The following is a 23,751-nucleotide window of genomic DNA, read 5'->3' on the forward strand; positions in this document are numbered from 1 at the left end:
AGTGTTACTGATTTTTTAGCAAGAATGACAGCAAGGTAAGGTAAGGTGAGGAGAGGAAATGCCCTCTATTTCAAAACATAATCTTGTCGGCTTAGCCTGGAATGTAAAATTAAAAACTAATTATTGTGATCATTGCATCGAAAGTAGTACTAAAAATAAAAGCGACCTCAGTCTTGAAAGTTTTCTTTTTTAACCATCTTTTTCATACAGCATGCCACGAACCGGCGCTTTACTTTCGTTATCACGGGAACACCATACATCGCTGGTGATGGCACGTGCTGCCCGGAAAGCGGCGGATGCCAATGACAGCACCACTTGCTCAGAAGTGCTGGCGCGGATTGAAGCGCATTGGCATATGGTGTTGGCTGAGCACTTTGCGCAAGAAGAGCTGTTGATCCGGCTTGCGGCAAATGCGCTGGATTTAGAAACTGCCGCACGTATTCTTGCTGAACATACGGAGTTGCATAAGCTTGCCTGTGGGCCTTGTCTATTGGAGCCTGCTTTGCGTTTGCGCCAATTCGGTGATTTACTAGCCGCGCATGTGCGATATGAGGAGCGTGTATTGTTTCCACAACTACAATCGCACCCTAGTCAAACGACGTGCTCGCGGTTTTAGAAACGTTAAAAACTACATCAACATGATCTATTTCTTGTGCGGAAGATTAACTGTCTCTTACCCACGGTATTTCACATAGACCTGCAAATATTAAAGAGAATATAGATTGTGGATCTAAGTAAGCGCGAATTACATTGCATTTAATGGCTGATACTTTGTTAGCGAGATAACTGAGATTCTATTCGCCACAAGCTACTTTCCACTCTGTTTCATCAATACTGCCAGGTTGCACTGCTTCCCATTTCTTAGGTTGGCTATATGAACGAATAAGTTCGCCACTTTCCATATTCCAGCCAAATAACGAGAACGCAAGAATTCTCATTTGCTTTTCCTTGCAATCGTACTCGCGCCGGATCTTTTCAGATAAAAATTCAACACCAGAGACTTTTTGAACTATTTTATAGTCAAATAAGGTCCACATTTTAACCTTTTCACCTACCTTGCGAATCGAAGCCATATCAGCGTAAGCAGTGTAACCACCTTTTATATCACTTTCGCCCACTTTGGTCCATTCAGCCATCGTACTGGTGCTTATAAAAGCTAACATACAAATAAATAATAGTTTTTTCACAGTTTATTTCTCGAATTTTATTATGAGAATAGGGTTTTGTAATGTGGCTAGTTAAGCTGAGTATTGATCTTTTAAGTAAGCTCTGATTAGTCATTTATTTCAGTCTTGGTTCCAAAGCTATCGGTAAAGTAGCTAATATTGGCATTTTTGTGCAATTAATAACAGTAATTTTTAGTAGATTGCATACTAGTCTGTCTCCCTGATGCTAATTTCCAAGGGTATTGTGCGGAATTAACCCATAGTTGACATCAACACCTTACAAACATGGTAGAGATAAGTTAGAGCAAACTGACCACATCAGATTGAATGTTTTTGTTAGCGGAGCACTGAAGTTTAATGCGTTCCATAAGAATATTAACCAACAAGTCACTCAGTTGTAGTAATTGTTTTCTTTAAACCATTTAACAGCATCTTTAAGTGCCTCAATCGAGGGTCGGTACTGATAGCCTAATTCCCGGTGTGCTTTTTCACTGGAGAAAAACATTAGTTTTTTTGCCATATGAATACTATCCAGGGTAGCCCGTGGTTCAGTGTGTGTGAAAGATGCAATTTTTTCCATGAACCACGCCATTGGAAGCATTAAACCAATCGGTATATTAATGCGATTCTGTTGTGTTCCATTGATTGCATCAATGGTCTGCAGGATTTGCAGCAAAGACATATTATCGCCACCCAGTATGTAACGCTCTCCTGGCTTCCCATGCTGATAAGCCAGTAAATGACCATAGGCAATGTCGTCGACATGCGCAATATTTAATCCGGTATTCACATAAGCCGGCATTCGGCCCATTAATGTATCCAGCACAATACGGCCTGTTGGTGTCGGGCGAATGTCTCCGGGGCCAATCGGAGTTGATGGATTGACGATGATTAACGGTAACTGGTGCTCGTCGGTCAATTGTTTCACCATTTGTTCAGCCAGATATTTAGTGCGCTTGTAATATCCTGTGATAGCGGTGAAATTGGATGGTGTATCTTCATTAGCAGATGACCCATCTTGTTTTAAACCTAACGTTGCTACGCTGCTGGTATAAACAATACGCTTTATGCCTTCCTCAGTCGCTGCTAGGATCAGCGCGCGTGTGCCATTGACGTTGATTTCATGCATGGTTTCAGGATCAGGAACCCAAAGACGATAATCCGCAGCCACATGAAACAGATTTTCGCAACCTTTAATGGCACGTTTTAGCGACTGATGCTCCCGTAGGTCGCCTTCAGTAATCTCAACAGGGAAGTTTTCCAGGTTTCTCCGGTCACTATCCGGTCTCACCAATACACGAACTTCATGCCCCGCTGTTAGCAAACATCGCATAACGGCAGAGCCAAGAAATCCTGTTGCACCAGTGACCAATGATTTCATAATATATTGTATTTTTATGTTGTTCTTAAGTTAGGTTCATTTAATATTATAATAACCCGGTAGAGATAAAAGGCTATTGATTATTTGTTTTGTCTCTCAAATAAGTATCTTCGTGGATAGCTACTTCAGGAAGTTTGCTGGATGTGAGCTTGAACAGTAACTTTAAAATCCAATCCTGGCTGACAAATAAACTGGTTGTTGCAATGGTAGCTCTAACACTGCGGCGACTTATTTTAACTTGAGTTCCTTCAGAAAAATCCCGGTGCTGATTAATTTTATTTAAAGTCAGGACTGCCATACCGATTGCCCATAAACAGAACCGGCGAATTCCTTTTTCTTGGGGGGGAATCAAACTGGTATATAGCAGTGCATCTTGTAAATGACCTTTGGCTACGCCCAATAACTCCGCTAATCCGGCCTGAAAATTTGTATCGGACATACCCGGCTGCAAATCCGTGAGATTAAATCCATTCTTCAGAAAAATATCTTTCGGAAGCCAGCAAACGCCGCGTTTACGATCATCCCAGATATCTTTGAGGATGTTTGTCATTTGCAATCCCTGTCCGAAGGATACGGAAAGTTTCATCAAAGTAGGTTTTTGACTATTAATTTCCTCTGAATAATCGCAAAATAATTCGGTTAACATTTCGCCGACTACCCCGGCAACGTAATAGCAATATTGATTCATTGCGGACAGATCTTTGAGTCCTTCCAGAGATTCTGTTTCCTGATAGTCGGCCATGCCCTGTGCCATGATTCGAACACAACGCTCCAGTGCATTGCGCTGTGTAGGATTGAAGCTATGTGTAATGCGGATAACCGCTGGTGTATTTTTGATTAAATCATGTTCTTCTGGAATTGTATGCCCGGAAAGCAGGGGGTATAGCTGTTGTGCAAAATCTTCGGCTGATGCAGTGCCGCACACCACTTCGGAAAACATATGCGATAGCTGCTTGGTCTGCTCTATAGTTAAAGCGCTATCATCTTCAATCGTGTCGGTGATGCGGCATAGAAGATAAGCATTGCCGATAACGCGGCGTAAAGATTCGGGTAACTGTGGAATCGTTAATGCAAAAGTGCGAGATACACCTTGCAAAATATGGTCTTGGTACTGTTCATCATCGAAACTGGAAGAAAGGCTTGTCATTACTGATTTGTCATAAAACGATAAGGCATATTACTACAATTGAGCGCATCTCCAAATTCTATGCCATTAAATTAAGACAAGATTCGTTCGGTGGCGATTAATTGATCAATTGTCTCACGTTGCCGGATGAGATGAATGGTGTTTTTATCGACCATAATTTCAGTCGCGCGTGGCCGGGTATTGTAATTTGAACTCATGCTCATGCCATAGGCACCGGCAGACATGACCGCCAATAAATCTCCATTGATCAAGCCGAGCTTGCGATCGTGACCCAGAAAATCACCTGTTTCACAAACAGGCCCAACAATTTGGTAATTTTTAATTTTTTCTTTGTTTCTGATGACTGGAAGAATCTCATGATAGGCATCATAAAGTGCAGGACGCATTAAATCATTCATTGCCGCATCGACAATGGCGAAATTGCGTGAGGGCGTATGCTTCAGGTATTCAATTCGAGTCAGCAGGATGCCTGCGTTACCTACGAGCGAGCGGCCTGGTTCAATTAATAGGCGTTGTTTGACTTGTTGTGTGCAGGCGCACAGTGTGGAAACATAATCATTAATCGACGGTGGTGTTTCATTGGTATAGCGAATGCCTAATCCACCACCTAAATCCAAATGCGTAATTTCGAGACCTTGAGATTGCAGGGTATCGAGCAGATTAAGCATTTTGTTACTTGCTTGCATAAATGGTTCAAGCTCTGTCAGTTGCGAACCAATGTGACAATCTAATCCGGTAAAACGGATGTGAACGTATTGGTGAGCAGATCGATAAATTTTTTCAGCTTCACTGGCCGGAATACCAAATTTATTTTCTTGAAGGCCGGTCGAGATGTAAGGATGGGTTTTTGCATCAACATTCGGGTTTACGCGTAAGCTAACCGGTGCAATTTTCCCCATGTCTTTTGCGATCTGATTTAAAACAATTAATTCCGCTTCAGATTCCACATTAAAACACAGAATATTGGCTTCCAGCGCCAGGCGCATTTCATCGGTATTTTTACCAACCCCGGAGAAAACTATTTTCTTTGGATCTCCGCCTGCTTTAATAACCCGAAGCAGTTCGCCGCCTGATACGATATCGAAGCCGCTGCCAAGCCGTGCCAATAGATTGAGTATGGCAATGTTGGAGTTGGCTTTTACTGCATAACAAATTAAGTGATCCCGGTCAGAAAAAGCAGAATCAAATTCCAGATATGCTTTTGTTAAGGCCGATCTTGAATAGACATAGCATGGCGTGCCGAATTCTTCCGCAATTTGTTTTAACGGTACAGATTCGACATAGAGTTCGTTACCGTGGTAGATAAATTCAGAAAATCCACTCATTTCTTTCCAATATCAGTGGATGAGGCAGGATTGGCTTCATCTGTTTTTGGAAGATAAAGTGGCCCTTTAAGGCCGCAAGCACTGAGTAGGTAGACTAAAAACAGTAAGATAAACAATAAACGCATGAGATAGTCCCTGAAGCAATAAATTTACGGGATACTAACATAAGAGAATAATAAATTAATCAAACTCGTGATTAATTTTGGCAGTAGGCGCTAAGGCTTAACGTTGGATAATTCGGCGGTCAGCCAATTAACTAATTCATTAATTAACTGATTGCTTGCTGAACTTAAAGCGGATACGGCGCCTGCTGCATCTGCAGTGGATGTTTTTTCAGTTATGCTGAGATCTTTCTGGGCTAATAATTTGCGTGTGTTGCGCTCAACCAAGCTGATTCGCAAGCCAATGACAATATGGCTCGCATCCGTCGTATCAAATAGCTGAGTAAATTCTTCCAATTCAATATGTAAAACATAGTCGGCTTTTGCTGTGCTGTTGTCTTTTATGACTTGCTCGCTGGTACTTGCAACGATACGGTTGCGTATTTGCTGGGTAAGCAAGGCAGCGGGTGCTGCTATCCAGCGGCTGCTGGCATACGTATAGGACTGCGTGGGATTTTGATACAGCAACCGATAATGGATTGCATTGTTATCCAGCCATGACGGCGCTGTTGCGTCGGCAATCAGCAAGCTCTTTCGATGCTGCGGTGATTGTTGCAAGAGCTGTTTGGTAGTCTGCGCATGTTGCATGCCAAAATCGTAAATAGAAACTGGGGATTGTGATTTATTGAACGCCACACAACCTGTGAGCAGGTAAACGATAAAGATTAGTAATAATGCAACTTTTGTCATTGAAGTTTGCCTGCAGGAGGGATAAAACCGGCTTCGCCAGGGCCAGGAAGTGATTGCGGGCGGCCGAACAATAAGCTTTGTGGATTCTCTTCCAATTGATTCAATACCTTATCTAAATTATTTGAATTGCGTGCAATACTGTTACTCACTTTACGCAACTCAGGAATCGTGGTTGCCAGTTCCTGTGTGCTATGCGACAAACTGTCAAAAATACCCTCTTTCTGATTGATTTTTGCTACAGTAATATTAATTTCACCTAATAGTTGATCTAAATGCTTGACCAAGGTGGCGGACTGAGTTGATAGTTCGGTGACAGACTCTAATACAGGTTGTAAACGGCCGGCAATGCCATCAAAGTTTCTGGTGGCTTTTTCGATATTCTGCAGAATTTTTGAGACATGTGTTTGATTCTGATCGTCCAGCAATTGATGCAATTTTAATACCAGTTGATTCACATTACTGAGCAAGTCTTGGCCCGATCCAGTCACCTCATCAAGTAACGAACGGCGCATTGGGATTTGTGCATCGCTTGGTAATTGTTCATTACCAATGCCATTATCGTTGAGTTGTATATAAGCCAATCCAGTGACGCCTTGATAGCCCAGTTGTGCATAAATAGTGTTCTGAAGCCTAACATTCTCATCGACTGAGATCTGAATCAGAATCTGATGCGGGTTATCCGGATCAAATTCGATATTTTCAACCTTGCCAATATTAACGCCGCGATAGTGTACGGCAGATTGCGGGTTGAGTCCGCTAACCGATTCTTTGGTTACCACGAGATAGGAATTGCGTTGGATATTGTTACCACTGAACCACATCGCAACAAAAGTCACTGTGATACTCAGGAAAATAACAAATATGCCAGCTACAAGGGCATGGGCACGGTTTTCCATATTTGCTCCGGATAATTTTTTTGATCAGTTTTATGTCGCATGCTTTTAAAGAAACTGGTAGTAAACGGGTGCTGAAAGTTGCATACTTCATCTAAGGTGCCCGTCACAATAATCTGTTGATCAGCCAGGACTGCAATCCGATCGGATAATGGTACCAGTGTATCAAGATCATGCGTCACCATGACAATGGTTAAATCCATTTCACTGCGTAATGCAAGCACCAGTTCTACAAAACTTTCACTTAATTCCGGGTCCAATCCGGCAGTGGGCTCATCGAGAAATAATAGTTCAGGATCCAAAGCCAGGGCTCGTGCTAAAGCGATACGTTTGATCATTCCCCCGGATAGGGCGGCGGGCATTTTATTCGCATGCTCAGATCCGATGGCCACCATATCTAATTTAATCATAACCAAATCACGAATCATTTCCTCGCTAAGGGTGTGTAATTCACGTAACGGTAAAGCAATATTATCAAACACAGATAATGCACTAAATAATGCGCCTTGCTGAAAAAGCACACCGGAACGGCTGCGTATTTTCTTTCTCTGCCGATTAAAGCCGGGATCTTTCCGGGACCTACCAAAAATTTTAACACTGCCTTGGGATGGTTGTTCCAGGCCAAGCATTTGGCGCAGCAATGTCGTTTTTCCGCTACCCGAGCCTCCGATCAACGTCAGTACTTCTCCACGTAAAACGCATAAATTGATATCTTGATGGACAACCAGATTGCCAAACCGGGTATATAACGACTCAATTTCAATGATGCATCCCGGATTTGTCATTTTTCTAGGAAAGTCCGACATCAGAAAATATAATTGCAAAAATTGCATCGATAATAATAACCACTGTTATCGCTGTCACAACAGAGGAAGTGGTGCCTTCTCCCAAGCTTTCCGTGTTGGGTTTGATCCTTAAACCAAAATGACATGCAATCAGCGCAATGACCATGCCGCATACAACCCCTTTCCCCAGTCCTAGCCACAGGTTGGCTATGGGTACCGAATCCGGTAATGCGGTCAGAAAATATTGATAGTTTAAACCTAACTGTAACTCTGCCGCGACCATGCCACCCAGCAAGGCGATCGCGCTGGTCCATAAAACCAGCAACGGCATTGCAATGCCGAGGCCAAGCACTTTAGGCAATATCAGGCGCTGACTATGCGAGATCCCCATAACCGTCAAAGCATCCAATTCCTGAGTTACGCGCATGACACCGAGCTGTGCCGTCATAGATGAACCGGAGCGGCCGGCTACCAGAATTGCTGCCAGCATTGGACCCAGTTCACGGATGATGCTAATCCCCAATATGTTGATAATGAAGATATCTGCGCCAAATAACTGTAATTGTTTGGAAGAGAGATAGCTGATTACGATGCCAATCAGAAATCCGACCAAGGCTGTGATACCCAAGGCCTGTGCGCCGGTACGGTATAAATTTGCAGAAATTTCACGCCACGGAATATAAATAGGATGCCGGATTAAGTAAACAACATCAATCAGCAATTGACCAATTAATATAATCAGACCCAGAGTATGCTGCCATAAAAGTAGCGCTAACCCGCCTAAAGTTGTTATGGGCCATAGTATGTCTCTCTGTTTTCCTTCCGGCTGGAGATTGGGGAGATTTTCCAGCCGCTTAAACATTTTTTCATGTTCAGGACGCAATTGTAAATGTTCGGGCCGTTGTGCTTTCCAGATGCGCCATAACATGGCTGTACCCGCGGTATCCATTTGCTGAATACCCGTTAAATCCCAATAAAGATTTTTATTGTCGGCTTGCTGGGTCAGTTCATTGGCTAATGGTTCCAAAACGCGTTCCAGCGCCGTTAAAGTGTAATTGCCCTTCAGGCTAATATGTGGATAGCCCTGTTTAGTGCAAAGTTGATACCACTGGTTCATCGTTTTCTGAGAGTGGCTGGTGCGTGTCGAATTTGGCTTGGGCTGGTTCATGGAAACGCTAACTAACTATGTTGATAACCAATCGTGATCAATTATTCACTATGCCGGGTTCCCGCTAGCCTGATTATGCGGACCGTGATCTGCCGGGACAAGAAGAAACTATTGTATAGGGTTATTGTGAAACAGATTGTGCTGAATAGAAGTCTTCAAGCAAGAAAACGTGTTTATTTTACCTGAGCCACTTCAGAACGTGCTAATGCCGGATTATCCGAAAAGTATTTTTTAATGCCTAAATACATCGCATCAGCCATTTTGTCCTGATAATTTTTGCTGCGTAACTTCTCTTCTTCTTTGGGATTGCTGAGAAAAGCTGTTTCAACCAGAATAGAAGGGATATCAGGAGATTTGAGTACGGCAAAACCGGCTTGTTCGACATTTCTTTTATGTAAATGATTAATACCACCCAGTTGCTTCAGAACATATTCAGCCAGTTTGACGCTGTCATTGATGGTCGCACTGAGAGACAGATCCAGCAGTAACTCTCGAATAGCTTTTGACTTTGATGTGATGTCAATGCCGCTCATCAAATCGTTATCAACGCTGTTCTCCTTGTTGGCAAGCCAACTGGCCGTGGTTGATGTGGCGCCATGTTCGGACAATGTAAATACTGAGGACCCGTGTGCATGTGACTTGGGATTGGCGTCAGCATGGATCGATATAAACAGATCTGCATTGGCACGTCGGGCGTTAATGCGCCGTTGCGGGAGTGAAATATAGTAATCGCCGGTACGAGTCAGAACAGCACGCATATTCGGTTCTTTGTCGATGCGTTCTTTAAGCTTTCTGGCAATTGCCAGCGTAACATCTTTCTCGTGGGTGCCTTGGTGTCCTACTGCGCCGGGGTCTTTACCACCATGCCCGGGGTCAATCGCAACGATAATAATCCGCGGCGCCAAGCTTTTCTGTGGCGTCATGCTGGGTTTGCGATTTTGTGCTGCTGGAAAGCTGTCAGGTTGCTTGATTTGATTTAGCTGTGGTTTGGGTGAGTGCGGGCGTATCAGTGGTGTCGGATTTGTCTTTTGTTTATTACCATCTTGTACCAGTGTGGCAACCAGCTCATCCAGAACATCGGTTTCAAAATCAGCGATGGCAGCGGGATCGACACGGACATTCAAATCGGCTTTGTCAGCTTTATTCGGATGATAAATGTCCAATACCAAGCGATGCGCAATATTCTCCTTCGGCGCTATAACAAATGCGCGTGGAACAACATTTGACTTAACATCAAGTACCAATCGGATAACATGGGGAGTTAACTGACCGACGCGAATTTTCTGCACTAAAGGGTCGATGGCATCGATTTTCTGCGGTAGCGAGGTAAGCGCCGGAGAAAGCTTAGTATGACTTAAATCGACGACAACGCGGTGTGGATTCTCCAGCATACTTAATTCATACTCAAGCGGCTGATTGGATTCCAGGGTGATACGGGTGTAGTCGGGTGTTAATCCAACACGCACCGATTGAACAGTGGTGTCTGCAGCCAGAACGGGCTGATTCAGAAATAGCAAGATTAGAATAAAGCATGTCAAAAAGACATATTCTACGGAAGCAAGCCTGCTGTCGGTAAAACACGCAATCACACTATTTTCTGATTTTTTAACTGTATCAAGCATTGTTTTCCTGTTTCTGTACCCGTCTGGATTTCAATACTGCGGCCGGTCGCAAGAATGCTGAAGAAGAGCTGTAGATCAGCTTTTGGCAATAAATCACCGGCTTTTTCAGGCCATTCCACCACACAGATTGAATCTGAATTAAAATATTCGCGGAAGCCTGCTTCTTCCCATTCGAGGTAATCATTGAACCGATAAAAATCAAAGTGATACAAGTATAACTTAGAAATTTTATAGATTTCAACTAAATTATATGTAGGACTTTTGACTACATGATGATAGCCGAGGCCGTGTAAAATGCCGCGCGTGAGCGTTGTTTTCCCTGCACCGAGGTTGCCAAACAGATAAATAGTTAATCCGGCATGCAGGCAAGCAGCCATTTTTTTACCCAGAGCCATCGTCGCTGCTTCGTCAGCAAGATCAAATGTCAAGCTCTGTACGGGTTCAGAATCTGTAGAATGCGTGTTATGCAAGAGAATATCTCAACAAATAAATTACCGGATTATGCCGCCTTAGCGGCTGCCATCAAAACATGGAGTAAAGAACTTGGATTCCAAGATATCCGCATTGCCGATGCCCATGCGGATATGTCAGCGGTGGAATCCGGTCTCTTTAATTGGTTGGAGCAAGGATATCACGGTGACATGGATTATATGGCAAAACATGGCACCAAACGCACCCGGCCTGTCGAACTTGAGCCCGGAACGCAGCGGATTATTTCCGTATGCATGAATTATGCGCCGCCTTCTGCCAAAAATAGCTGGGATGTGATCAATACAGGTGAGCAGGCATTTATTTCGCGGTATGCGTTGGGACGCGATTACCATAAGGTTATACGCGCACGTTTGCAGCGCTTGGCCGATAAAATGACAGCGGAAGCGGGGATGTTCAACTACCGGGTTTTTTCCGACAGCGCGCCGGTGATGGAAGTGGCCTGGGCGCAGAAAGCCGGGCTGGGCTGGCGCGGCAAACATACCTTATTGCTATCCCGTCAAGCGGGCTCGATGTTTTTCCTCGGCGAGATGTATGTGGACTTGCCACTGCCCGTGGATGAGGAGACCGGAAATTATTGCGGCAGTTGTTCCAAATGTATCGATATTTGCCCCACGCAAGCGATAGTCGCGCCGTATCAGGTTGACGCGCGGCGTTGCATTTCTTATCTGACAATCGAGTTAAAGGACAGCATCCCGGAGGCGTTGCGTCCGCTGATTGGCAATCGCATTTATGGTTGCGATGATTGCCAGTTGGTATGCCCGTGGAATAAATTCGCCAAAATCACGAACGAAAACGACTTTCACGTGCGCAATGGCATGGACGATGTATCGCTGATAGAGTTGTTTGGTTGGGATCAGGAAACCTTCGAGACAAAACTGGCAGGCACGCCGATTCGCCGCATCGGTTATCCGCAATGGTTGCGCAATATTGCCGTCGGTTTGGGCAACGCGCCTTATTCGAACGAAATCGTTAAAGCATTACAAGCCCGATTGGATGATGCTTCAGCGTTAGTGCGCGAACATGTGCAATGGGCATTACAACAACAGAATACAAAAAGAACAGCAACTGAGGAAAACATACCATGAATAAACGATCGGTTATCGGTACGCCGCTGAGTCCGTCAGCGACAAAAGTCATGCTGCTGGGCAGCGGTGAGTTGGGCAAGGAAGTCATTATTGCGTTGCAGCGCCTGGGGGTGGAAACGATTGCGGTAGACCGCTACGCCGACGCACCGGGACATCAGGTAGCGCACCGGGCGCATGTGATCAATATGGCCGATGGACAAGCGTTGCGTGCTCTGATCGAACAGGAGCGGCCCGATATCATCGTGCCGGAAATCGAAGCGATTGCAACCGATATGCTGATTGAAATCGAGCAAGCTGGTATTGCGACCGTGATTCCAACAGCCCGTGCCGCCAAATTAACGATGAACCGTGAGGGAATTCGCTGTCTGGCGGCGGAAACACTTGGTTTGCCGACCTCGCCGTACGCCTTTGCCAACAGCCTGGATGAATTGCGCGCCGCGATTGACGGCAAAATCGGTTATCCCTGTATCGTGAAACCGGTGATGTCGTCATCCGGAAAAGGGCAATCGCGCATCGATCATGCCGGGGAGGTAGAAACAGCGTGGAATTATGCCGCGAGCGGCAGCCGCGTCAATCAAGGCCGTGTCATTGTCGAAGGCGTGATTCATTTTGATTATGAGATCACGCAACTGACGGTGCGTGCGCTGGATGCCAACGGTGACGTTCAAACGCATTTCTGCGAACCGATCGGACATGTACAGGTGCATGGCGATTATGTTGAAAGCTGGCAACCCCAGGCGATGTCACCGCTGGCATTGCAACGCGCGCGCGAAATCGCCCGGGAAATTACCGGTAATCTGGGTGGTCTCGGCATTTTCGGCGTGGAATTGTTTATCCAAGGCGACGAAGTCTGGTTCAGCGAAGTCAGCCCGCGTCCGCACGACACCGGCATGGTGACGATGTGCAGCCAGAAGCAAAGTGAATTCGATCTGCATGCGCGTGCGATTCTAGGATTGCCGGTGGATACGGCGCTGCTGGCGCCGGGTGCCAGCGCGGTGATTTACGGACAACTCGAAGCCAAGGGCATTGCATTTACTGGGATCACTGATGCGCTCAGCGTGCCGCAAAGCGATTTGCGCTTGTTCGGCAAACCCGAATCGTTTGCGCGCCGCCGTATGGGGGTTGCATTAGCCAACGGCGCCAGTACAGACGAAGCACGGAGCCGTGCTAAACTGGCAGCCAGCCGGATCAAACCCATTCAAGAATAGAAAATCAAACAATAATTTAATAAAGGAAAATCATGACGATCGAACAACTCAACACGCAATTCGGTATTGCAGGTCAAGTGGAATTTATCGCAGGCAACGGCGGACTGCCGATGATTCAGGTAAAAACCGCTAAAGCCAAAGCACTGATCTCGATTCACGCCGGCCAGGTATTGTCGTATCAGCCCGTCGGTGAGCCGGAAGATGTGATGTTTTTGAGCACGAAAGCGTATTACCAGGACGGTAAAGCCATCAAAGGCGGCGCCCCAATCTGCTGGCCGTGGTTCGGCGCCGATCCGGAAGGTAAAGGCCGCCCTGGACATGGTTTCGTGCGCAACCGCGGTTGGAATGTGGTAGCCACCGAAGCACTGAGTCATGGCGATATCAAAGTTACCGTTGGACTGGACGATACGGCGGAAACGCAAGCCATCTGGCCAAATGCGTTCAGTCTGCGGCAGGAAATCGTCATCGGTGACACTTTGAATCTGTCATTGATCACACGCAACACCGGCAAGGAAGCATTCACCATTACGCAAGCGTTTCATACTTACTTCAAAGTCGGCGACATTACTCGCGCCAAAGTTTCGGGGCTATCCGACTGCGACTATCTCGACAAAGCCGGTGGCGGCAACACGCAAAAACATCAAACCGGTGACGTGACCATCGGCGCCGAAGTCGACCGTATCTATTTGAACGTGGGCAATACCCTGACCATCGACGACGCGGCCCTCAACCGTCGCATCCAAATCACCTCGCAAGGCAGTAAAACTGCCGTGGTGTGGAATCCGTGGGAGAAAATCGCCAGGGATATGGCGGATCTGGAAGACGACGATTACAAGCGTTTGCTGTGTGTTGAAACCACCAATGCGGCGGACGATGTTCGCGAAGTTGCGCCGGGCGGGGAGTGCCGGTTAGTGGCTAATTATCGGGTGGTGCGCGGTTAATTGATTGGTTGTGAATCAGTGATGTCGAGATGTGATCCCTTGGGTTTGACCCCTTGGATTCCAGATTCAACTTTCATTAGAATCAATTGCCTGCACGAGAAAAAATCTTAAAAATCGAATAAATTAGTGTTTCCCTAAAGAAAATGCTGATTATTAGTAACGATAATAGATAGGATATTTATTCATGGAACATAAAACTAAGAGAATGGGTACATTTACAATACCGATAACAATTCCTGTAGTTTTAATGCTCGCTGGAATTATATTGGTGAGCGCATTTTATTTCTATACAGAATTTCGCCCCCTTATCTCTTTTGTAGGAGCCGTTGCTGGTGGGTGCGCTGCAATATACACAGCTTATTACATTGGGCTAACTTTAAAACTTCAGGTACAGGACAATAAGATAAAAAATAGCATAACACTTGTGAATACTATATTTACAGTGTTGAATTAAGTGACAAACGAGCCTTAATGGAAATAGAATTCAAGAAAATACTTGATGATGGTGACGTTAAAAATAAGGAGATATATGAAAAAATAGTTTCAAATAGAGAGCTAAATACGGCTATCAGGACATCGTTAAGTACATTAGAAACTATCGCGGTAGCAATACAAGAAGATTGCGTTAGTGAGGAGTTTATGTACTTGTCCACACATTCTCTGACCTTATATATGGAAGCAAAATACAAAGCATATATCAATGCCGTAAGAGGTGATTACAATGACCCTCAAATATTTATTGAATTAGAAAAGTTAGCTACCGCATGGAGATCTCGCACATATCTCAGCACAGGGGAAAAGATATTATGATCACGAAAAGTGATTACGCCCAATACTGCAAACGGTCAAGTCTGTTGTCAACAAATAGAACTGTCCGGTTTTATAGCGCGGTAGGTTGGGCTGCCGAAGAAAGCCCAACATCAAACCTACGGTGTTGAGGATAGGCCAAAATGCTCGCCATTTATAAACTGCATCTTTTTACTTCCTCGAAAATGTTTCACATTCGCTTGCCAGTCATGAACGATGCTCTCGTATCCACTCCATGAGCGATTCATCCATGCGTGTTTGCCAGCCGCTGCCGGTAGCGCGAAAATTCTGGGGTCCAGAATCAAGAATTATTTCTGAATGCGCAAGGAGCCGTGACTTGACAATCATGCAATGACCGAAACATCTAACTGGAATCTTAGGCAATCAGATTTTTTCTCAATTTACGGACAAACTCAGTGTCCGGGTGTTTCGACATGCAGCTTCAGTCCGAGCGCCTTAATGACTTTCAGGATCGTGGAGAAGCTGGGATTGCCGTCTCCGGACAAAGCTTTGTAAAGGCTTTCTCTGCCAAGTCCGGTATCGTGCGCAAGCTGAGTCATGCCGCGCGCACGGGCTATGTTTCCAAGCGCTTTGGCGATAAAAGCGGCATCATCGTCAGCCTCTTCCAGGCAGGCTTCGAAGTAAAGTGCTATGTCTTCCTCAGTTTTTAGGTGTTCGGCACTATCCCAGCGTCGCAATTTGATTTTATCCATTGGTTATTCCTTAATTTTGCGCGCCAATTCAAGCGCCGTTTCTATATCCCGCTGTTGTGTCGATTTGTCTCCACCGGCCAGCAACAAAAATATTTCCATGCCGACTTGTTTGTAATACACACGATATCCGGCACCAACATGAATGCGCATTTCGGATACTCCTTCTCCAACCGGGCTGCAATCGCCAAAATTGCCATCTTCCGCCCGGTCGATTCGTGCCTGAATCCGCGCTTTGGCTGTTCGATCCCTCAATTCATCGAACCATTTATCGAAAACTTCTGTGGTTTGAATCGTATTCATCGGAAAGATTGTATCCCAATTTATACAGAAAACAAATCATTGGTCTCAATGGCTGGTGAAACAGAAATCAAACGGGCTGGGTAAGTTAGTCCACCTTCGTAGCGCAAATGGTCGTGTCTTGCCATCACGCATTCATGAAGATGAACAGTTTTTCGTTTCGCCTGCCAGTCATGGACGATGCTCTCGTAGCCACTCCATGAGCGCTTCATCCATGCGTGTCTGCCAGCCGCTGCCGGTAGCGCGGAACGATTCGACCACTTCGCGCGATAAACGGATAGTGATTCGTTCTTTGGTTACAGCGGCGCGCGGACGGCCTACTCGTTTCAATTTCGCAAACTCGGCATCGGTCAGTGGTAAAGCATCCGGATCGGACATCGCGGCTGCGGTGATGGCGGCATCTTCTTCCGGTGTTGGCAGATATACTTTTTTGCCTGATTTAGTCTTGAGATACATAGCGGTTAACCTCTCTAGCATTTGCCTTACGCAGGCTAATAATGCGGCGATAGTCGCCGCGGTCGGTGAAAACTACATAAAATAAGCGTGTTTTCATGAGCGCAAGGCCGATGGTGCGTACTTCACCGTATTCCTTGCGCGTGTCCAGCCACAATCGAGTGGATTCCCAGTCAAGTTCAGAAGCCAATGCCATCGATACGCCATGTTTGGCGATATTGATAGCATCTTTGGTGGAATCTAATGTGATTTTTCACGCATAAGTGTGCATACAAAAATAACCTTGATCAAGTTATTTTTGTATGCACGGCAAGGGATCATGTCAAACTGAAATCTTAGTCGATCAGATCCTTTTTCAATTTACTGACAAACTCCAGTGCCCGGGTGTTTCGACATGCAGCTTCAATCCGAGCGCCTTAATGACTTTTAGGATCGTGGAGAAGTTGGGGTTGCCGTGGGCTGGTTCAATAATCGAAGAGTGTTGGAAACAATTGCCAATATCTATTGGCAGAATTTGAAGAGCGTAATATCGGCAATGGGAAGAGTCACAGATGCAGGCTGTTCAACATTAAAAGTTTCTGGAAAATCGGGGCGATTCAGTCTTTTTGACCACAGCAGCTTGTATAAACTACGGCTACTAAGGTATAGTTCGGACTCTGCCATTTAAAGTCCAAGCAGGAGAGCGCGCTTTCATTTCAGCGCCGCCGAAGGCGTAACCCCCCCGGAATCGCTCAGGCATGGTCAAGTCAAACTTGTTCCCTGAGAACCGCTTGTGACAGGCAATCTGGAGAGCGCCGAGAAATTTATTTTTGGCCACCGAAGGGGCACGCGGATAGTAATCTGCAAATCTCTCAGGTAAAAAGGACAGAGGGGCGTGAAGTCATTTGAAATGGCTTTTTTTTATTTTCGGGAGAATAATCCGTGCTGAAAATGACACCCCTTAATCAAACCCACCGTGACATGAATGCCAAAATGGTGGATTTTGGTGGCTGGGATATGCCGCTGCATTATGGCTCACAGTTAGACGAACATCATAAGGTCCGCCAGGATGCTGGCATGTTTGATGTCTCTCACATGCTCCCGGTGGATATCAAGGGCGACAATGTGCGCGGTTTTTTGCGCCAATTGGTCGCCAACAACGTTGATAAACTGACTCTTCCCGGCAAAGCCTTGTATTCCTGCATGCTGACCCCCCAAGGCGGCATCATTGATGACTTGATCATTTATTTTCTGTCGGAAACCTGGTTTCGCATCGTAGTGAATGCGGGTACAGCCGATAAAGACGTTGCCTGGATGCTCAAACAACGCGATGCACTCGCGCCTGCTTTAGAGATTACCCCACGGCGTGATCTGGCTATGATCGCGGTGCAAGGTCCTAACGCACGTGCTAAAGTCTGGCAGGTTATTTCAGGATCTCAAGCTGCGACAGAAGAACTCAAGTTGTTTCAATCTACCGTAGTGAATCAGTATTTTATTGCACGCACGGGCTATACCGGCGAGGATGGTTTTGAAATTATCCTGCCAGCCGCTGACGCGCCGTCGTTTTGGAAAGCATTGCATGCTGCCGGTGTTGCACCTGCCGGATTAGGCGCTCGTGACACGTTACGTCTGGAAGCCGGGATGAATTTGTACGGTCAGGATATGGATGAAACCAAGAATCCGTTGGAGTCGGGTTTGGCCTGGACGGTCGATCTTAAAAGCGAGCGGGATTTTATTGGTAAACAAGCGTTGTTAGATACTGCTGTGACGCAACAATTGGTTGGATTGGTACTGATCGATCGTGGTGTGCTGCGCAGCCATCAGGAAGTAGTCGGCCAACGCGATGGCGCTGAATATCAAGGCGAAATTACCAGTGGTGGATTCTCGCCGACGATGAACCAATCAGTTGCTTTGGCGCGTTTGCCGGTACAGATAGCGATTGGTGATGAAGTCAACGTGATAGTGCGCGATAAAAAGCTACGCGCCAAAGTGGTAAAATACCCGTTCGTACGTAATGGGAAAGCATTGGTTTAATTCCAAACTGTAACAAAATATTATTTTAATCCGGAGTGAAAAAATGAGTGTTCCAACAAACTTAAAATATAGCAAATCCCATGAATGGGTAAAACCTGAGGCTGATGGCACGGTAACTGTTGGGATTACCCATCACGCGCAAGAATTGCTTGGCGATATGGTGTTTGTCGAGTTACCAGAAATTGGCCGTACACTTAAACAAAAAGAAGAATGCGCTGTCGCTGAATCCGTCAAGGCAGCAGCCGATGTGTATTCACCGATTTCGGGTGAAGTTATTGCGGTTAATTCTCCATTGGCGGACGAGCCGGGAAAGATTAATGAAGATGCGTTTTCAGCCTGGTTGTTTAAATTAAAACCGAGCAACACGTCTGAGCTGGATGGATTGCTGGATGCCGCAGCTTATACCGAATTGGTTGAAAACGAAGAACACTAAAATCACATCTGGATTGAGATTTGAATTTGTTTGTCTATTTTATCTTTATTACTTTAAGTTTTTTTAAATAAATCATGCCGTTTATTCCACATACCGAAGAAGATATCGCCGAGATGCTGGCCAGCATTGGTGCAAAAACAATTGAAGAGCTGTTTGATGAAATTCCTAAAGAATTAATCAGCGGTGAATTGACAGGCGTTCCACCCGGACTCAGCGAAATGGAAATTTCTCGGCTGATGATGGAGCGTGCCACCACAGACGGGTTCTACCAGAACTTTATCGGGGCGGGTGCCTATGAACATCACATACCCGCTGCCGTTTGGCAAATCACCACACGCGGAGAGTTTTATTCTTCCTATACGCCGTATCAAGCTGAGGCCAGTCAAGGTACCTTACAATTATTGTATGAATATCAAACGATGATGGCTTCGCTGACGGGCATGGATGTATCCAATGCCAGTATGTACGATGGGGCAACTGCGCTGGCTGAAGCAGCTTTGATGGCTGTTCGTTCCCATAAATCGTCACGGCGCATTCTGATTCCAAAAACAGTACACCCCGTTTATCGTCAAGTCGTTCGTGCGATTGTCAGCAATCAAAAAATTGAAGTGGTCGAGTTGCCATTTAACACACAGTCCGGGCAGATAGAGCCGGGATCGTTATCTGATTTTGCCAACGAAGAATTTGCCGCACTAGTGATTCCGCAACCTAATTTCTTTGGCGTGCTGGAACAAGTGGATGCACTGACCGACTGGGCGCACAGTAAAAATGCCTTTGCCATTGGTGTTGTGAATCCAACTGCATTGGCATTATTGACCCCGCCAGGCGAGTGGGGTAGCAAAGGTGCGGATATTGCCGTGGGTGAGGGTCAACCGCTGGGTATCCCGCTTTCCAGTGGCGGTCCATATTTTGGCTTTATGGCGTGCAAGAATGATTTGGTACGGCAGATGCCTGGACGCATTATCGGTCGTACCACGGATCTGGATAACAAACCTGGCTTTGTGTTGACATTGCAGGCGCGTGAACAACATATCCGGCGCTCCAAAGCCACATCCAATATTTGCACCAATCAAGGATTGATGGTTACCGCAGCTACCATTTTTATGTCATTACTGGGCCCAGAAGGTTTGCGTCGCGTCGCTGCACAATCGCATGCCAACACGCTGGAACTGGTCGAACAATTGGCAAAAATCAATGGTGTGAAAAGAACATTCAGCGGACCGGTATTTCACGAAGCTGCACTGACTTTAGCTGCGCCCGTTGCAGAAGTATTATCCAAATTAAAACAAAAAGGCATACTCGGCGGGCTTGATTTACAGGGACATTATCCTGAATTGGGCAATGCATTATTGGTTTGTGCTACTGAAACTAAGACAAAGAATGATTTACAAAATTATGCTGAAGCTTTAAAGCACGCGATTGGTTAATAACATTATTTTTTAAATTCATCATAAAGGAAAAACTATGGTTACTCTTAAAGGAAATCCTATCAAAATTGAAGGCACTTTTCCAAAGGTCGGGCAGAAAGCGCCTGCGTTTTCTCTTGTGAATAGGGATTTGGCCGATGTTACTTTGGCCAATTATGCCGGCAAAAAAAAAGTACTGAACATTGTCCCTAGTCTGGATACGCCAGTATGTGCGATTTCGACACGAAAATTTAACCAACAGGCCAGCAACATGGACAATACGGTTGTGCTGATCATTGCTGCTGATTTACCTTTTGCCATGAGCCGCTTCTGCGATGCCGAGGGATTGGATAAGGTAATTACATTGTCAACCATGCGTGGCGCCAACTTCATGAAAGATTACGGGGTTTTCATATCAGACAGTGCATTTGCAGGAATCACGGCACGTGCGGTAATCGTTCTGGATGAATCGGATACCATTATCTATGCCGAACTGGTTCCTGAAATTGCTGATGAACCGAATTACGAAGCAGCCTTAGCTGCCTTAAAATAAATTAACGTTTTACCCATAAAAAATGCTGATATTTGAACACTCTCGCCCAGGGCGCCGTAATTATTCTCAGTCACCGGCGACTGCCGCAAGCACGGCTAAGATTCCACAAAACTTGCTGCGCAAATCGCCAGTACTTCTACCCGAAGTCTCTGAGATGGATACAGTGCGCCATTACACCCGTTTGTCACAAAAGAATTTCTCGATTGATACCGAGTTTTATCCGCTGGGTTCGTGCACGATGAAATACAATCCACGCGCATGTAACTCATTGGCCATGCTACCGCAATTTCTTTCCAGGCACCCGCTTGCACCGGAAGACACCGGACAGGGTTTTCTTGCCTGTATGTATGAATTACAGGAAACGTTAAAAGCGATTACCGGCATGGCAGGTGTGAGCCTAACGCCAATGGCAGGTGCGCAAGGTGAGTTAATCGGTGTCATGATGATTCGTGCCTACCATGAAGCGCGCGGTGATTTTGCGCGTACTGAAATTATTGTGCCGGATGCGGCGCATGGTACTAACCCGGCTACCGCTGTGATGTGTGGTTTCAAGGTCGTGGAAATTGCCACCGACAAAGAAGGCAACGTTGATCTGGCTGCATTAAAAGCTGCTGTTGGGCCTCAAACTGCTGGACTGATGTTGACCAACCCATCTACATTGGGCGTATTTGAGAAGAATGTGGCAGAAATGAGTCGCGTTGTGCATCAGGCAGGTGGATTACTATACTACGATGGAGCCAATCTTAATGCAGTGCTGGGTAAAGTTAAGCCTGGTGATATGGGTTTTGACATAATTCATATTAACCTGCACAAGACATTCTCTACACCGCACGGTGGCGGCGGACCAGGCTCTGCCCCGGTGGGTGTTGCCGAACGTTTGCTGCCGTTTATGCCGATTCCGATTGTGGCCAAGGACGGGAATACCTATCGCTGGGTTACCGAAAAAGAAAAACCCCAATCAATTGGCCGGTTATCGGCTCACATGGGTAATGCCGGTGTTTTGCTGCGTGCTTATATCTATATTCGTTTGCTGGGAATGCATGGTATGCATCGCATTTCTGAATTTGCCACACTGAATGCCAATTATTTGATGGCTGAATTGAGTAAAGCAGGTTTTGAAATAGCCTATCCGACACGACGTGCCAGCCATGAATTTATTGTCACTCTAAAAGATATTAAAGATAAGACTGGTGTGACTGCGATGCATCTGGCCAAACGCCTGCTCGACAAAGGTTATCATGCACCTACAACGTATTTTCCGATGCTGGTGCCAGAATGCTTATTGATTGAACCGGCTGAGACGGAATCCAAGGAAACACTGGATGCGTTCGTTAAATCCATGAAAGAAATTCTGCAGGAAATCGAGTTGCAACCTGATCTGGTAAAAGGCGCACCACATACCATGCCGGTGCGTAAACTGGATGATGTCAAAGCAGCGCGTGAACTGGATCTGGCCTGGAAGCCAAGCGCCTAATCAAGAAGAATCATCTCGTTACATTCAGTATAACGGCAGGGGAAATCAAAGTTTCCTCGAATCTTAGGGTGCCAGATAAGCCTGCCGTTACTTTCCAATCTTTCTAACTGCCGCTAAAAAACTATGCGCACACTGATTTGTGGTTCTATCGCTTACGATAATATTATGGTCTTTCCCGATCATTTTAAGAATCACATTCTGCCGGAAAAAATTCATGTATTGAATGTCGCATTCTTGGTTCCAGAGATGCGCCGTGAATTTGGCGGGTGTGCCGGTAATATCGCTTACAATTTAAAAATGCTGGGCGGTGAACCGGTCATGATGGCTACCGTTGGCGATGATTATGCGCCTTATGCTGCACGGTTTGAACAATTAAACCTGACTCAACAGCATGTGCGGAAAATCCCTGAAAGCTTTACCGCGCAAGCATTCATAACTACTGATTTGGATGATAATCAGATTACTGCGTTTCACCCAGGGGCAATGAATTTCTCGCATCTCAATTCCGTGAAAGATACCAGCGACATTCGACTAGGGATCATTGCGCCGGATGGGCGTGATGGCATGATGCAACATGCCCGTGAATTCCACGAAGCTGGCATTCCGTTTGTTTTTGATCCAGGCCAGGGTTTGCCGATGTATAACGGGGAGGAACTGCTGGATTTCATCGGCAAAGCGGATTACATCGCGGTCAATGATTATGAAGGCCAGATGCTGCAAGACCGCACAGGACGAAGTCTTGAATCGCTGGCAAACCAAGCCAAAGCGCTGATCATCACGCTGGGTGCGCAAGGCTCCATCATCTACGCTGACGGCAAGAAAATTGAAATCCCCTGTGTCAAACCCAAAGATATTGTTGACCCAACCGGTTGCGGCGATGCGTATCGTGCCGGTCTGTTGTATGGCATTGTCAATAATCTGGATTGGCAAACAACTGGACAACTCGGTTCATTGATGGGCTCCTTAAAAATCGCCCAGAAGGGTGGGCAGAATCACCGGTTTTCTCGTGATGAGATCGGGCAATACTATTTTGAAAATTTTGGTTTTCGGATTTTTTGAAGTCTATTTTGTATCTTCTAGCATTGGTGTTATAAAATTTAATTGAACTTGCGATTCCCCGTGGTCTTGCCACGGGGGAGCATTATAGTTTGTGTCTTTGAAGTTAGCGTAGCGCGCCGTTTTTGGTTTTCTGCGCCGTAATACCCCGAGGTCTTGCCGCGGGGATAGGTGCAGGGCGCGCGGAGCAAATTTATTCTTTGCCAAACGCTTCATCCCATACTTTGCCTGCAAGAAGCGCTTGTTGGTCCATTCCCTAGTTCCATAGAGTCGCTAGATCTCTTCACGATCAAGTGGCGTTAACCGTGTTCTTTTGTGTATTTTCATGTTCACATCTTCTCAAAAAGATGTAAACAACGCTAATAAAATCACAGATTATAGCTGACAAGTTGCAATTCTTTTACGTTTCACGCTGGACTACTTTTGATATTTTAGTGATCGTTTTTAAGCTATTGTCTTGCTTTATGGTTAGAATTCAATTG

Annotated in this window: 28 protein-coding genes and 1 riboswitch; of the genes, 12 read left to right on the top strand and 16 right to left on the bottom strand. The window is 45.7% G+C overall.

Features of this window, described 5'->3' with window-relative positions:
- Positions 1–211 precede the first annotated feature (211 nt).
- The gene (locus tag K2P83_RS01615) at positions 212–616 is read left to right on the top strand and encodes a hemerythrin domain-containing protein (RefSeq protein ID WP_292926124.1); all 405 of its coding nucleotides are present in this window, start codon (positions 212–214) and stop codon (positions 614–616) included.
- A 178-nt stretch (positions 617–794) separates the two neighbouring features.
- Here K2P83_RS01615 and K2P83_RS01620 read toward each other — a convergent pair whose 3' ends face one another.
- The 11 genes from K2P83_RS01620 to tsaE form a co-directional block, all read right to left on the bottom strand.
- Positions 795–1,187 carry a surface-adhesin E family protein gene (locus K2P83_RS01620; RefSeq protein WP_292926125.1) on the bottom strand — a complete coding sequence of 131 codons (393 nt, stop codon included), beginning with the start codon at positions 1,185–1,187 and terminating at the stop codon, positions 795–797.
- Between the two features lie 370 nt (positions 1,188–1,557).
- Positions 1,558–2,547 (bottom strand): hopanoid-associated sugar epimerase, encoded by a 990-nt coding sequence (hpnA, locus tag K2P83_RS01625; RefSeq protein WP_292926126.1) that lies wholly within the window; start codon positions 2,545–2,547, stop codon positions 1,558–1,560.
- Between the two features lie 73 nt (positions 2,548–2,620).
- Entirely contained in the window at positions 2,621–3,694 is a 1,074-nt protein-coding gene (locus K2P83_RS01630; RefSeq protein ID WP_292926127.1) for a phytoene/squalene synthase family protein, read from the bottom strand.
- Positions 3,695–3,765: 71 nt separating this feature from the next.
- Positions 3,766–5,019: a diaminopimelate decarboxylase gene (gene lysA, locus K2P83_RS01635; protein ID WP_292926128.1), complete on the bottom strand. Its 1,254-nt coding sequence runs from the start codon at positions 5,017–5,019 to the stop codon at positions 3,766–3,768.
- Complete coding sequence (locus K2P83_RS01640) at positions 5,016–5,144, bottom strand: lipoprotein (protein WP_292926129.1); 129 nt, start codon at positions 5,142–5,144, stop codon at positions 5,016–5,018. Before K2P83_RS01640 ends, lysA begins: the two co-directional genes overlap by 4 nt.
- 90 nt (positions 5,145–5,234) lie before the next feature.
- Positions 5,235–5,870 carry an ABC-type transport auxiliary lipoprotein family protein gene (locus K2P83_RS01645; protein ID WP_292926130.1) on the bottom strand — a complete coding sequence of 212 codons (636 nt, stop codon included), beginning with the start codon at positions 5,868–5,870 and terminating at the stop codon, positions 5,235–5,237.
- Positions 5,867–6,766, bottom strand: coding sequence for an MlaD family protein (locus K2P83_RS01650; protein WP_292926131.1), 900 nt, complete (start codon positions 6,764–6,766; stop codon positions 5,867–5,869). Before K2P83_RS01650 ends, K2P83_RS01645 begins: the two co-directional genes overlap by 4 nt.
- Entirely contained in the window at positions 6,739–7,548 is an 810-nt protein-coding gene (locus tag K2P83_RS01655; RefSeq protein WP_292926132.1) for an ATP-binding cassette domain-containing protein, read from the bottom strand. The genes K2P83_RS01650 and K2P83_RS01655 overlap by 28 nt, the downstream gene beginning before the upstream one ends.
- Before the next feature lie 4 nt (positions 7,549–7,552).
- Complete coding sequence (locus tag K2P83_RS01660) at positions 7,553–8,665, bottom strand: ABC transporter permease (protein WP_292926163.1); 1,113 nt, start codon at positions 8,663–8,665, stop codon at positions 7,553–7,555.
- A gap of 224 nt (positions 8,666–8,889) precedes the next feature.
- Complete coding sequence (locus K2P83_RS01665; protein WP_292926133.1) at positions 8,890–10,338, bottom strand: N-acetylmuramoyl-L-alanine amidase; 1,449 nt, start codon at positions 10,336–10,338, stop codon at positions 8,890–8,892.
- Positions 10,302–10,808, bottom strand: coding sequence for a tRNA (adenosine(37)-N6)-threonylcarbamoyltransferase complex ATPase subunit type 1 TsaE (gene tsaE / locus K2P83_RS01670; protein WP_292926134.1), 507 nt, complete (start codon positions 10,806–10,808; stop codon positions 10,302–10,304). Before tsaE ends, K2P83_RS01665 begins: the two co-directional genes overlap by 37 nt.
- Between tsaE and queG the strand changes: the two genes are divergently transcribed.
- The 5 genes from queG to K2P83_RS01695 all read left to right on the top strand — a co-directional run bounded on the left by queG (position 10,803) and on the right by K2P83_RS01695 (position 14,874).
- Positions 10,803–11,915 carry a tRNA epoxyqueuosine(34) reductase QueG gene (gene queG, locus K2P83_RS01675; protein ID WP_292926135.1) on the top strand — a complete coding sequence of 371 codons (1,113 nt, stop codon included), beginning with the start codon at positions 10,803–10,805 and terminating at the stop codon, positions 11,913–11,915. The two genes, tsaE and queG, sit on opposite strands and share 6 nt — an antisense overlap.
- The gene (gene purT, locus K2P83_RS01680; protein WP_292926136.1) at positions 11,912–13,123 is read left to right on the top strand and encodes a formate-dependent phosphoribosylglycinamide formyltransferase; all 1,212 of its coding nucleotides are present in this window, start codon (positions 11,912–11,914) and stop codon (positions 13,121–13,123) included. The genes queG and purT overlap by 4 nt, the downstream gene beginning before the upstream one ends.
- Positions 13,124–13,155: 32 nt before the next feature.
- Complete coding sequence (locus tag K2P83_RS01685; protein WP_292926137.1) at positions 13,156–14,064, top strand: D-hexose-6-phosphate mutarotase; 909 nt, start codon at positions 13,156–13,158, stop codon at positions 14,062–14,064.
- 184 nt (positions 14,065–14,248) lie between these two features.
- Complete coding sequence (locus K2P83_RS01690) at positions 14,249–14,518, top strand: hypothetical protein (protein WP_292926138.1); 270 nt, start codon at positions 14,249–14,251, stop codon at positions 14,516–14,518.
- Positions 14,519–14,535: 17 nt separating this feature from the next.
- Positions 14,536–14,874 carry a DUF4760 domain-containing protein gene (locus K2P83_RS01695; RefSeq protein WP_292926139.1) on the top strand — a complete coding sequence of 113 codons (339 nt, stop codon included), beginning with the start codon at positions 14,536–14,538 and terminating at the stop codon, positions 14,872–14,874.
- 204 nt (positions 14,875–15,078) lie between these two features.
- On the opposite strand, the gene K2P83_RS14285 is transcribed toward K2P83_RS01695, so the two are convergent.
- From K2P83_RS14285 to K2P83_RS01715, 5 genes are all read right to left on the bottom strand, one after another.
- Positions 15,079–15,219, bottom strand: a complete 141-nt coding sequence (locus K2P83_RS14285; protein WP_363279286.1) for a BrnA antitoxin family protein — start codon at positions 15,217–15,219, stop codon at positions 15,079–15,081.
- 65 nt (positions 15,220–15,284) lie between these two features.
- Positions 15,285–15,584: an addiction module antidote protein gene (locus tag K2P83_RS01700; RefSeq protein WP_292926140.1), complete on the bottom strand. Its 300-nt coding sequence runs from the start codon at positions 15,582–15,584 to the stop codon at positions 15,285–15,287.
- A 3-nt stretch (positions 15,585–15,587) separates the two neighbouring features.
- Positions 15,588–15,884, bottom strand: coding sequence for a type II toxin-antitoxin system RelE/ParE family toxin (locus K2P83_RS01705; RefSeq protein ID WP_292926141.1), 297 nt, complete (start codon positions 15,882–15,884; stop codon positions 15,588–15,590).
- 168 nt (positions 15,885–16,052) lie between these two features.
- Positions 16,053–16,337, bottom strand: coding sequence for a BrnA antitoxin family protein (locus K2P83_RS01710; protein WP_292926142.1), 285 nt, complete (start codon positions 16,335–16,337; stop codon positions 16,053–16,055).
- Positions 16,321–16,584, bottom strand: a complete 264-nt coding sequence (locus K2P83_RS01715; protein ID WP_292926164.1) for a BrnT family toxin — start codon at positions 16,582–16,584, stop codon at positions 16,321–16,323. Before K2P83_RS01715 ends, K2P83_RS01710 begins: the two co-directional genes overlap by 17 nt.
- A gap of 524 nt (positions 16,585–17,108) precedes the next feature.
- A riboswitch (glycine riboswitch) is annotated at positions 17,109–17,212 on the top strand.
- 43 nt (positions 17,213–17,255) lie between these two features.
- Between K2P83_RS01715 and gcvT the strand changes: the two genes are divergently transcribed.
- The 6 genes from gcvT (at position 17,256) to K2P83_RS01745 (ending at position 23,272) form a co-directional block, all read left to right on the top strand.
- A complete protein-coding gene (gcvT, locus tag K2P83_RS01720) occupies positions 17,256–18,347 on the top strand; it encodes a glycine cleavage system aminomethyltransferase GcvT (RefSeq protein WP_292926143.1) in 1,092 nt (363 codons plus the stop codon).
- A 43-nt stretch (positions 18,348–18,390) separates the two neighbouring features.
- Positions 18,391–18,780: a glycine cleavage system protein GcvH gene (gene gcvH / locus K2P83_RS01725; RefSeq protein ID WP_292926144.1), complete on the top strand. Its 390-nt coding sequence runs from the start codon at positions 18,391–18,393 to the stop codon at positions 18,778–18,780.
- A gap of 74 nt (positions 18,781–18,854) precedes the next feature.
- Entirely contained in the window at positions 18,855–20,207 is a 1,353-nt protein-coding gene (gene gcvPA / locus K2P83_RS01730; protein WP_292926145.1) for an aminomethyl-transferring glycine dehydrogenase subunit GcvPA, read from the top strand.
- A gap of 37 nt (positions 20,208–20,244) precedes the next feature.
- Positions 20,245–20,739 carry a thiol peroxidase gene (gene tpx / locus K2P83_RS01735; protein WP_292926146.1) on the top strand — a complete coding sequence of 165 codons (495 nt, stop codon included), beginning with the start codon at positions 20,245–20,247 and terminating at the stop codon, positions 20,737–20,739.
- A gap of 22 nt (positions 20,740–20,761) precedes the next feature.
- A complete protein-coding gene (gcvPB, locus tag K2P83_RS01740) occupies positions 20,762–22,213 on the top strand; it encodes an aminomethyl-transferring glycine dehydrogenase subunit GcvPB (protein ID WP_292926147.1) in 1,452 nt (483 codons plus the stop codon).
- A 123-nt stretch (positions 22,214–22,336) separates the two neighbouring features.
- Complete coding sequence (locus tag K2P83_RS01745) at positions 22,337–23,272, top strand: carbohydrate kinase family protein (RefSeq protein ID WP_292926148.1); 936 nt, start codon at positions 22,337–22,339, stop codon at positions 23,270–23,272.
- Positions 23,273–23,751 lie beyond the last annotated feature (479 nt).

Origin of the sequence: Nitrosomonas sp. (assembly GCF_019752415.1) — a bacterium.
In the GTDB taxonomy this organism is placed as follows: domain Bacteria; phylum Pseudomonadota; class Gammaproteobacteria; order Burkholderiales; family Nitrosomonadaceae; genus Nitrosomonas.